A 13,291-nucleotide genomic window follows, 5' to 3' on the forward strand; every position below is an offset into this window, starting at 1 on the left:
TAAGCACCCTTTTTGGTTGAGAGTAATTTGTACTGCTTGTTATTTCACTTTTTATAGCTTAATAGACATTACACTTGTCCACTCACCATAAATTTTTTGTGATCCAACCATTTTGTAAGAACGGATTTTGTAATAGTAAGTTTTACCTTTACTTAATCCTTTGTTCGTGTAATTTGTTGTTGTCACACTAGTTAGGTGAGAATATGTTCCTGTTTTTGAAGTTGATTTAACAATTTCATATCCAGTTGCACCTGATACTTTTGACCAAGTTAATTTAACAGAATCTTTTCCAGCTTTCGTTAATTTCGCATTTGATGGTTTAGCAGGAATTGCTACCCATTTCGCGTAAATTGTAGTGTTTGCTGTTACACGATCTTTTGAGAAGTTCCAAGCTACTTTACCTGCAGCATCTTTGTACCATCCAATGAATGCATAGCCTTTTCTAGTCGGTGACTTCGGTTGGCTAATCGTTGAATTGTAAATTGCTGTTTTAGAAGTAACTGAACTTCCTCCGTTACTGTTAAATTTAACAGTGTACGTGTTAAGATTCCATTTTGCATAAAGTGTGATGTTGTTAGTTAATGTTACAGAATTTCCTACTGCCGTTTTTAACGTAGCATCTTTATACCATCCAGCAAATGTATAACCTGTTTTTGTTGGTTTTGGTAAATTAATAACGCTATTGTAATTCGCAGTTTGAGCAGGAACTGTAGATCCACCATTGCTTACATAGCTCACTTTATATGAGTTGATTTTCCACGTCGCATATAACGTAGTGTTGTTTGTTACTTTATCTGTTGCAAAGTTCCAAGCAACATTTCCTTGAGCATCCTTGTACCATCCAACGAATGTGTAACCAGTTCTCGTTGTTGTTGGTGCTGTAATACCTGTGTTATAATTTGCCGTTTTATCAGCTACTTGACTTCCGCCATTGCTATTGAAATGAACAGAGTAAGAGTTAATACTCCATTTTGCATATAGAACCGTGTCACCAGTTACTTTTTCTGTCGCAAAGTTCCATGGTGTTTTACCTTCAGCATCTTTATACCATCCAACGAATGTGTAGCCTGTTCTTGTTGGTTTTGATTCATCAAGTAAAGAATTGTACTCAGCTTTCACTGAAACTGCTAGTCCAGCATCTTGTGTGTCATAAATAACAGTGTATTTTGCTGGTTTCCATTGTCCGTAAATCGTTTTTGTAGAGTAAATTGAATTTGTGAACTCCCAAGGAATTGTACATGCTTCATCTGCAAACCAAGTCAAATCATAACCGTGTACAGTTGGTGCTGTGATTCTACGGGCCACAATTTGATCTTTTGTTGCTTCTTTCACTTCAGCAGGTGCATTCTTTGGCATTACGAAATGCACAATATATCCATTTACAACTTTTTGTACTACTGTCACATCAGCATACTCTTTAGCTTTTACAGTAATCGTATAATCTTTAGCTCTTGTGAACAGATTCTTGTTTAGAGTAATCGTACGATTTTCTTTATCTACATTGTATTTCGATGCGTCTACTGCAAGACCATTGATGTTAATGCCAGTAATCGCATTAGCCCAATCTTTATCACTGAACTCTAATACCATATCGTTGCCTACTGCATTGTCTGTTGTATCAGCTGTTACAACTGAACCAGCTAATGCATATTTCGCGTAAAGTGTGATTGGTTTTGTCACAATGTTATCAAAATCATATGGCATTGTTAAATCTTTGTCCATGTACCAACCATAGAACTTGTATCCTACTTTTGTTGGATCAACTGGTTTTGTCGCATTTCTATCTACGATTTGAGCTGAAACTGGGTCTCCACCATTTGATTCAAATGAAACTGTGTAACCAATAACTTGGTCAGCCACTACAACATCTTTATACCCTTCTGAAACAATGGTCACGTTGACTTTTTGTCCAACCGTGAATAGTGCACCTTTAAGGATAATGCTATTATTAGTGATTGTGTAATCCTTATTCAGCTCTAAAGTTTTATCAGCTATTTTTACAGCTTTGATATTATTTTTCCATGTTCCGTCATCAGTAAATGGTAGCGTAATATCGCTTCCAACAATGTTTCCAGCAACGTCTTTATTCACTGTTGGTGGAACTTTAATCCAACATAGATAGAATGTAGAATTACCGGTTAAGACTTTCGGATTTGTTGTAATATCAGACTTCTTGTCACTTGAATTAGCTGCATCCAAATAAAGGTCTGGACTAATCGTTAAATTTCCATTCGTTACATGTGTTGCACCTGTAGTCATATTTGGCGCAGTTGTTTGTGCATTAACTAACGCATCAGCAAAGAATGTATCATTTGCATTCTTTAACGTACCACCGTTTAAATCAACATGTCGTCTATAACCAAGTTTAACATCTTTAATTGTGAAATTTTCACCAGTTGTCGACGTTATCTTTAAATTGTATCCTTTAATATTCCCAAGATTTGCAAGAGTTGGCATTTCACTGAAGGCAAACTTTTCACCTAGTTTATTTTGACCTGCTTGAACAGCTTGATCATGTGTAGCCGTTGTGAATGATAGAATCCCGTTACTTCCGTTAGACGATAAGTCATAAGTACTTGGGTCTAACGTATACTTTGTCGGGTCCGTATCTGTATTGCCATCGCTCTTCATTCCATAGAATGTCGCTTCAATATTTGCAATTTTGTCTTTTCCTGTTAACCAAGAAACATTTGTTAAATAATCTGGGATGTTGATTTTTAAATCGCCTTCTCCAAGTACCCAACCGTTACCACTTGCATTTAAGTTACTTGGGTCGAATTTCGCTCCATTCAGATTCGATTTATCAACAGGTGAATAACTTTGGGTCGTATTCATTTGCCATTTTGCATAAACTGTTTTGTCTTCAGTTTGAGTATATGATGATGGATCCCATTGTGTTGTACCTGATGCCTCATTATACCAACCAAGGAACGTATAGCCTGGTTTCGTTGGGGCAGGAGTATTATATGATATCAAATTACTGCTCGGACCATTTGATCTACTTGAGGCTGCTTTAAATCCTATCGCCATCGGATTAATCGGCGTTCCTCCTTGGCTATTAAACGTAACACTATATCCGACGGGTTGTTGAGCCGTGTAAACTGGATCTGAACCAGCAATTACATCTGGATAAACAGTGCCATCTGCACCTTGTGAACTGATGGTAAATTTGTAAAGTTGTGGTAGATAACTTGTTCCACCTGGGTCTACAGTTGCATTATTATAGGTTTTACCATCATTCGGATTAAGAGTCGCATTCGTCATAAATGTTTTTGCGTTAAACGTAATTTTTCCAGGCTTACTTATGTCGTAATATTTTTGATTCGTATCTGGATTGATCAAATTAGTGATATCCATACTTAATTTACCGTTTGTTGTCACAATCACTTTATTGATTCCATTTCGCCATTTCGCATCTTCTGTGAAGTTTAATGTTAAATCCTTTCCAATATGCGCCACTGTTGGGTCAGTAATAATCGGAATCGCTGGCGTCGGAATTGGAACCGTTGAGATTGTTAAGGATTTAGTTACATCTTGGTATCCTGCCGCTTTTATTGTCATTGTGTAATTTGTTGCCGTTGGGAATAACGATCCAGGGAACGTAATTTTTGATGGCATTGTTGCCGATTGGCCACTTGCATCCGTATACTGATATCCAGGATTGATTGTCACTAAATTGGTTACATCAGTAGAACCTAACATGATTTTTGTAATTGATTTTCTCCACTTTACATCGTCTACGAACACCGCACTTGTTGGAGAAAGTGAAATTGTTGCTCCATTTTGTAAATCTTCTAACTTCGGTGTTGATACGATTTGCTGAGCTGGAGCTGGGAAATTAAGCTTTTGCATAACTTGCTCTAATGTGTCACCAGCATTTAACGTAATTGAACCTGCATAATCAGTTGTGAAAGTCGTATCTTTATCTACTGTTGTTTGTGCGGTTGGAACACTTAATCCTGCATCCTTCGCACTTTGATTTTGCGTGCCAAAGTTTTTAAAGATAAAGTAGAAATCATTATAATCAATTCCATAACCAAAGCCACTTGGCTTAATCCAGTAAATATCTGCATCACGATTCGTGTTTAAGAATGCCGTTTTGTTTGCTAATGTATTCAACGTACCTGGTGGTGAACTTAGTATATTTTTATATTGATAATAAACATCGATTTCTTTCAGTAAATCTTTCATATCGATGACGTTATCACCATTTACGTCTCCTCCTAATAAAATTGGGAAAAGAGTTGGAAGATCTTTTACAGTACCTGATTGATAACCGTATTTGTTTTGACCAATTACAGGTGTTTTTCCATATCCTTTAAAATGTCCTGGTACACTTGCTTCCATAGAATATGGTTTATTACTTACATCTGCTGTCACCGCATAATATGGATTAATAAACGCATAGGCCATTGTGTTATTAGTTGATGTCGGTTGATCCGTTGTAAATTTTTTGCCCTGATCATCCGTCACCGTTACCTTCGCACCTGAATCAACTGTGAATTGTGGATAATTGTTGTTTATGTTATTTCTTGCGAAAGATTCCGCTGCCACACGTCCTCTAATTAAAGAAATGTTCTGTCTTACATAAGGTTCATTCGTTGGGAACCATGCGATTTCTGTATCTTCACCTGATAATGTTAAATTCGCTTGTAATAATTGATATGGGAATGGTCCCGTAATCGGATCAGGGCTTGAATAGGTCACATCTGCTTCTAATATTGGCATATCATGGTCAAGTGCACCTGCTGCTCCTATATTAGAAAGTGTCACATCTGTTGTTTTTCCAACTTGATAGTATTGATGAACATAAGGTTGACCTACAGTAAGAACCTTAGTTGGATCAATCCCTTTACTAATAAGATAATTTTTATACTCGTCTGTTAGTCGGATATTACTGTATTGGTAGACATGATTATCATTCAGTAAAAATTTACCGCCAGTCATTCCAACACCGTAGTGTGTTGTCATTGTCATTTTGAATGGTTTATTCGCATCAACAACCACTTTATCTTCGTTACCTGGTCCTGCATCTACTCCATTAGATGAAGTTAAAGTAACATACGGATTTCCCTTTTTAATAAAGTAATAGGTTTGATCATTTATACTATCACTCTCACCGGAATAATCAATTGGGTCAATAATAAATTGACTTCCCCATTTATTTGCAAGGTCTTCAGCAGTCACACCAAAATGGAAACGACCTTTCGCATTGGTTTTGAAGTATACTGTTGGGAACATACTGTCTTGATAACCTACAACACTGTTCAAGCCTTGATCAACAGGAACTGGTGTAATACCATCCTGAGGGCTTGGCACGGACGTTTCCCCGTTAGCTTTCATTACGTCTATGTTCGAGTCATAAACTGTACCCGTGAACCCTTTAATTTCTTGTCCAGGTAGATACCCTGTCGGATCAATTTCATAAATTCCGCCTTTGGAGTCACTATCCATTGTCATAGTTGGCGGTGTACCATCAACATATAGCGTATCTTCTGCAGTGTAACGATGACCATCCTTACCTGTTGCAATCATCTCAAGAGAGTATGCGCCTTCTGGTAACACTTGTACGTCTTTTGATATGCCAGACTGATCATACGTTCCATCGTATGCCTTTGTAAATGGAAGATACCAACCATTAAATAGTACGATACGTGGACCGTATTGGACACCAGGAGTGATATTGCTACCGTTTACTAATGAGCTTGCTAACCCTATATATTTCCCGTCTTTGTCTTTTACTAGGATATAATAGTTATCCACTTCGTTATTTACTGAGAAATAATAAGATGAAAGATTTCCTACTGCCGCCGCTTTTATCCCGACTTGGAAATTGTTAATGCCTTTTTCCGCAACTGTAATTGTAAACGGAACGCGATAGGACTCTGATGAATCAGCTGTGTTTACTAGGTTAATATAACCTTCGTAAGTGCCCTCTAATGCATTTGATGGTACTGTAATTTTTGCTGTTGCTTTAACAGTACTTCCACCGCCAACATTAATGTTTGTTACGTTTTGTCCATCGACAGTAAAATCAACTTTTACATCATTTCCAGTGCCCGGACCTACTTTATTCGATCCAGCAAATTTTGTTGATATAAAATCAGTACTTACTTTAAATGTTTTACTGCTATTTCCTTGGTTCGAAACGTTAAAGTCTTTTGAAGAAACAACATCATCTGAGCCGTTCGTTGCACCTTCTCCTCGACCTTTAAAACCAAAGAACATGCTTCCTGTAAGATTATCTACTTCATGTAGAGTTGATGCATCTGATAGATTATCCGCCGTAATTGCTTTATCTAACACCTGAATTTTTACATCTGTAGCAATTGCACGAGCAGGATCAACACGTCCAGCACCTACTTGGTAGACACTATAACTCTTTGAATCTGTATCAATACTTTTAGCTGTATTCATTAACACTGCTTTTACATCTGCAGGTGTATAATCTGGATGTGCAGCTTTAATTAAAGCTGAAATACCAGCAACGTGTGGTGTTGCCATTGAAGTACCAGACATAATCTGATAACCAAGTTTATAATCATGTGATGCATTTGGCTCCCAAATATCGTATGGAGCTGTTGAAGAAATATCAACACCAGGCGCTACAACATCAGGTTTAATTGTCCAATCTTTAACTGGACCTGTTGAGCTGAAGCTTGCTAATTCATCTCCACTCTTACTAATATAAGCATCAAGTGTAGAAGGGAACGTAATGCTAGCAGATTTAGGATCTTTTTTAATCGCATCAGATAGAGCTTGTCCTTGTGCTTGTGTCAATGAAATTGAATAAACATTATCCATGCTGACACCTAAGAAATTAGGAATAAAGCCTTGGCTATCGCTATCATCCGTATTATCCCAGATAATCATACCCGCTGCTCCAGATTTTTTAGCATTTGCCATTTTTGTTTGTAAATAGTCTACGCCACGCTTTACTAGAACAAGTTTACCTTTCACATCAATTCCGCTATAGTCTGCTTGACTCCCTAAACCAACATCAACGATTGGAAGTGTTTGACCTTTATAAGCATCGTCTGATTGAGAGAAGTTTTTACCAAATAAACGTGCTTTATAAGAAACTGAACCATTTTTAATTGTCATTGTTGCAATATCTTCAGGGACTGTACTTGCACCTACAGTAATTGCTAGTGCTGAAGTTCCTGGTGAACCTACTGTAGCTTGCCCAGGGCCACTATTACCTGCAGCAACATCACACACAACTCCAGCTAAAGTAGCATTGTTAATCGCAATGCTTGTTGGGTAAAGTGGATCATTAACAGTTGCACCAAGAGATAGATTAATTACATCCATATGATCTTTTGCAGCTTGATCGATACCACTTAGTACAGATTCCGTTGTTCCGTGTCCTCCTGGTCCTAATACACGATAACCATAAAGAGCCACATCAGGTGCTACCCCATTTGCCGAATAAACATCGTTATTTTCCGTCGTATTTGCTGCAATCGTACCGGAAACGTGTGTTCCATGCGAAGTAATATATGGCTTATAATCTGATGGTGGTGTTCCCCAAACTGGATTTGAACTAGCCTTATCAGCTACCCAATCATCATAAGTTGTTTCCATTGGATCATGGTCATCTACATATTTAACGTTTCCGTTTGCATCTAATCCATCATTACTAACAAAGTCATGTCCACCATATAATTTTCCATTTTCATCATGTGTTACTTTATAAAGATCAGGGTGGTTGTAATCGATTCCTGTATCCAATACACCCACTTTAACCTTTTGACCCGCACGTGGACCTGTTTTAATGATACCTGTGTTACCATCAGCTTGAAGTTTATCAATCCCTAAATAGGAAAGTGCTGAAGTTGGCTTGCCAACAGATGTACTTGTTGCTGTAGTTTTAGAATTTCCTTCATCAGGTAAAGAATATTCTACTTGAGACCAAACAGACGCAACATCTGGACTTTCTGCAAGCTTTTGAACTAAATTCGCTGGTAAGGTTAAAGCAACTCCATTAAATGCATCTGTAAATTCTCGCGTAATACTAGCCGAAGAATTAACAGATTTCCCACCCACTATCGTTGTTTTAGGCTGTGCATTTAAAAAACTTTTAAAATTTGCATGTGAATCTTTAACTTTGTTGATTGCTTCGGTATATTCACTATTAAACGCTTGACTATTTGCAGTTGCTCCACCTTTAGCTAAAGATTGCTTAATGATTTGTATTTTAGCTGGATCTTGTTTAAATTGAACAATAACATTAACCTTTTTTGAACCGATTAAATCTTTTTTGTCTACACGTATTTTTTCAGCATTATCTGCACCGGTAAGCTTATTAATATTTGCTTTTTGTTCAGCAGTAAGCCCGTCAAGAATACGGTTTACTTCTTTTGCATCAAAGGTATTACTAGATAAATCTTGCTGATTAAGCTTTGCTTCAGCAGTATTTCCACTTGCATAACTATGAGGAATCACAACATTTAAAAACATCGAACTTAACGCAAAGATCGAAAGTATTTTTTTTGTTGGCCTCTTTCTTTTATGAGACGATTTTCTCTCTTTCATGTTTTCCCCCCCAGTATAAACAAATAATAAAAAATTCGATTATTTGTCCAAATTCAGAAAATTTAAGTATTAAAATTTTTCTAAACACTTAAATTTAATTACATATTACTCCATGTTTCGCTTGTCTTGTATTGGGGAAATTTAGCGATTTACGCTTCATTTTTTTTCGTATTTAATTAAAAAAAATGTTATTATTTGACATTAATTGTAGAATCCTGGCTAATAACCCTTATAAAACAACGAATTTTAAGTAAAGTGGGAAATTTTCGACTTTTTAAAATTTGGGGGAATTTGAGGTTTTTTATTAAAAAAAATGAAAAGACATAGAATTCCTATTTTTAACAAAAAAAACTATCAAACTTTTAATTAAAAAAGTAGGATAGTTTTTTAATAAACTTATAAAACATTTAAACTGTTTGTAATAATAATCTATTTTGTTATTTTAAACCTAATTGAGTTAAAACATCATCTAACGTTACACCTTTATAAGCTACCTTAGCTTTAGGTGGATTTGGAACTGTAGTATTTTGTAAACCAAAGTTTTTAACTACATAATCCATATCCTTTTTATTTACAATACCATCAAAGTTTAAGTCAGAACCTACTTTATTAGTACCCCAATATGTTTGGATATTTAATGCATCTAGGATGTCGATGACATTATCTTTATTTGTATCTCCAGCTGCAGCCGTAGCTAAGTTGAAGCCTAATCTTCTTCCTAGTTGTTCGCCTCGAACTTCATTTGACAACACTAATGGCTTATACATTGTAAAGTGTCCTGGTACATCAACTTTTATTGTTGCAGGTTTACTATCAGGTATAATTCCATCTATAACGTAACTACCATTTTTGTTTGTAAACTGACCATCTGAAACAGTTCCATCATAAGAAGTAACAGTTACTTTTGCACCAATATTTTGTTGGTTAATTGCCCAGTTTGTTTGGTTTGTTGCAGGATCAATTGTACCTTCTAATTTCATTGACCCTTCTAATCTTGTGAAAGTTTGTTTTAAATGAAAAGCATCTACATAAGTGTATACTTTATTCGTTACAGCATTTGATTGATCAGTTAGTGAACTTGTAAACTCCATATTGTACCAGTTGATTGGGAAGTTAACTGCATATCGCTTAGCCGTTTCTAAATCAAAATTAACAAGTTGTAGATCTTCTGGTAATGCTTTACTTCCTAAATAATCAAACGTAATTGTATAATATGTTTGATTTCCATCACTTGTGGATGTAACATTTACTTGTGCGTCACCATATTGCTTAACAGCATCATTAACGACTACATTTTTAATCGTCGCTAAGTCTTTTCCGTCCATCATTAGGACTGGAATTGTCATTTTAGCTGTTTTTAAGTTTTTCATATTATTAGAACGAATTGAGTAATTAACTGTATCACCAGTTGATGCAGTTCGTTTATTTACTTTTAAGTAATAATAAGGATACGAATCTGGAACAAACACAACTCTTTCCATCGCTGTTAGATCAGATGTAAAATTTCTAGCAGCATCCATACCATAAAACTGTACTTTCAATGGAGTTGATCTCTTTTTAACTAAAATTTGATCATGGTAATTTCCATTTTCATCAGTGTTTACAGGTTCGTAAAAAAACGGACTATCATATTGTGAAACAACTTTATTACTTGACTGATCCACTGGTAAACCAAATTGTTTTGCTTCGTCAGTTTCAGGATCATTTAAATTAATATTAAAATCATATAAATATTGTCCATTCGCATCAAATTGACTATCTTTAGATTCAATAACTTTTTGATCCAACGAATCAAAGCTTGATGTCATTGTTGGAGCACCTTTTTCATACATAAAATCAACTGATTTAGAGAATGTTTTGCCTTGGTCGTTTGTACCAATTATTCTAAACTTATATTTTCCTGTTTTAGCCATCACAATTGAACTACCAATAGGATTTTTCGGATCACCAGTTAATGGGAAAAATGCTCCAGTAAATCCACTTGCAATTCCATATACGACATTTTCATTGATTACACGTCCATCAAACGTTCCAAGGAAACCGATATCTTCGCCAGTTGTTGCATCTTGTAGTACCACGTCTACAGATTTCATATGCGATTTTAATGAGAAATTAAATGAAATATACGGGATCGCTTGCGCAGGCACAGAAGTATCCCCTGAATATGTTTGAGTACTAAGATTAAGTGAATTAATTCCTTCATTCACGACTCTTCCACCAAATGGAATTTGGTAAGTTTCAGTAGGATCTGCATCGTTCGTAAAAACGATATATCCTTCGTATGTTCCTTTTTCAGCAGTTTTCGGTATGTTTAAATTAAACTTAATATTTTTTGAACTAATTCCACTTAATTTAACTGAGGTAGGTCCAGTTAATGTTACATTATTTTTCGCAGCATCCAATGAACCTCTTAAGCCCGTTTGGAATTTAACATTCACACTAAATGTTTTAGCCTTTTCACTTCTATTTTTTAAATTAACAGTACGTTCATCTGAGATATCTTGGTCGTCAAATCCATAAGAACCGAAGCTCATGCCACCTGTTAATTCTTTAATCGTTTTTTCTTTACCTTTATCATTCAGTGTCGGAGTTTGATCAACTACTTCAAATTCTACATTCGAATGAATTGCTTCGTATGCATCAACTCGTCCACTTCCAACTTCGAACACGCTATATGCTTTTGATAATGGATCAGCTGTATTCATTAAAATTGATTTAATATCAGCTGGTTGTAAATCTTTGTTCGACTGTAATAATAAGGCAGAAACACCCGCTACAAATGGTGTCGCCATTGACGTACCAGATAAGCGCTCATAAGCATATTTGTAATCTTCAGTATGAGTACCGTCTACCGTTTTATTATTTACATAAAATGGAACAGTTGACATGATAGCAACACCTGGTGCAGTTACTTCAGGTTTAATATCATAGTTCACTCGAGATGGTCCTCTAGAACTAAATCCAGCTAATTCATCACTCGCTGTTTGGATTTTCGAATAGTCACCGAAAGTGAAGCTTGTGTTTCCTGCTTTTATTGCATTTAAAATTGCTACTCCATCACTATTAGAGATCGTAAATGATGGGACTGCATCAATTGATTCGCCGATTAGTGCATTAATAGGTCCTTCCGCTTGGTTAGCTTCATCGTTATACATCAGTACGCCAACAGCACCTCTGATTTTTGCATTTTTAATCTTATCAATTAATGCATTTGTTCCACGTTTAATGAACGCAATTTTTCCATTTAAATCTTTGCCGTTAAAATCAGCCGTTGTTCTTGCTAATCCTACATCAACTAATTGGTATGTTTTTCCTTTTAATTGAGTAAGGTCATCTGAATAATTTCTTGCTAATTCTCTCACTGTATAATTTTTACCATTATGTACACCAGTATATTGATAAGCATTAAGTGAGATGGATGATGCACCAACTGTTAATGCTAATGCAGCTGTACCTGGTGAGCCTAAAGTATAATTTTTATCGCCACTATTTCCTGCTGCAACAACCATTGTTACACCGCTTAATACTGCATTGTTAACGGCTACAGATGTTGCGTAAAGTGGGTCATTTAACGTGTTTCCAAGTGACATATTTACAACATCCATACCATCTTTTACTGCCTTATCGATACCGGCCATAATTGCATCAGTCGTTCCGCTACCATATGGTCCAAGTACACGGTAAGAATAAAGATCAGCATCTGGTGCCGCACCTAACATTTTGTAATCACTATCAGCTTTACCACGACCCCCAATAATACCAGCGACATGCGTGCCGTGTTCTGTGTAGTAAGGAGATGATCCATTAAGTTCTGGTTTGCCAGATTTTTTCCAATCAGCATAAGTTGTTTCCATTGGATCATTATCATTGTCGACGAAATCATATCCGCCTTTATATGAATCCTTTAAATCTGGGTGATTATAATCCATACCAGTATCTAAAATTCCTACTTTAATTCCTTTTCCAGTAAACCCTTCAGCGTGTAAACGATCTAAACCATCAAATGGTGTATAGTTTCCTACTTTCGCCTCATCTGTTTTTAATTGATTATTATCATCCACTGTAGGTGGATCAATTGAAAATGTTTCATTGCTCCAAACTGTTTTAACTGCCTTTGATTTTAATAGATTTTTAATTTGATTAGCTGGCAGGCTCATCGACACACCATTAAACGCATTTTTATATGAGCGATTAATATTGTAATCTACCTTTTTATTATCACTTATTAATATTTGATCAACATCTTGATTGAATGTCTCATGATCTTGATCAATTAAATTTTCTGCTTCATTTGAAGTTAAAGTTTGTCCTTGAAGACTTGCTTCAATTTGCGCCACCTTTACCGGTTGATTGGCAAACTGTACAATTACTGATGCTTGTTTAGTTGAATTTTGATCAATATCAGATGAAAGTTGAAGTCCTGTTGATTCGTTTGTTGAAAGTTGAGTTAATGCAGATCGTTGTTGTGGAGTTAAATTAGCTAGGATGTCTTCAACCTTTGAATACCCAGCAGCCTTAGTTAATTCTAAATTTCCAAGAGAACCTAAAATAAAACTAGATGATAATGTAACTACAGATAGACTTTTCACAATCTTACTATTGTATGACTTTTTCCCCATCTTAAACCTCCATGCCTTTCTTTATTACATATGTAAGTGTTCATGAATAACGATCCTTTTATTTAATTACAACTAAAGTTAGTTCTCATTAAATTCTCGTTCGTCCCATTACAGACTACCTATGTTATTACTAT

The 13,291-nt window shown here is 35.8% G+C and carries 2 protein-coding genes; both read right to left on the reverse strand.

The window, feature by feature from the left end:
* Positions 1–51 precede the first annotated feature (51 nt).
* Positions 52–8,538: an InlB B-repeat-containing protein gene (locus CN946_RS15850; protein ID WP_098862019.1), complete on the reverse strand. Its 8,487-nt coding sequence runs from the start codon at positions 8,536–8,538 to the stop codon at positions 52–54.
* 437 nt (positions 8,539–8,975) lie between these two features.
* Complete coding sequence (locus CN946_RS15855; RefSeq protein WP_098862020.1) at positions 8,976–13,157, reverse strand: S8 family serine peptidase; 4,182 nt, start codon at positions 13,155–13,157, stop codon at positions 8,976–8,978.
* Between the last annotated feature and the right edge of the window lie 134 nt (positions 13,158–13,291).

This window comes from Bacillus sp. AFS053548 (assembly GCF_002575105.1).
Taxonomy (GTDB): domain Bacteria; phylum Bacillota; class Bacilli; order Bacillales; family Bacillaceae_G; genus Gottfriedia.

Bases quoted from the DNA above. Each gene is read 5' to 3' on its own strand.
- CN946_RS15850 (WP_098862019.1), bottom strand. From the start codon at position 8,538: ATGAAAGAGAGAAAATCGTCTCATAAAAGAAAGAGGCCAACAAAAAAA.
- CN946_RS15855 (WP_098862020.1), bottom strand. From the start codon at position 13,157: ATGGGGAAAAAGTCATACAATAGTAAGATTGTGAAAAGTCTATCTGTA.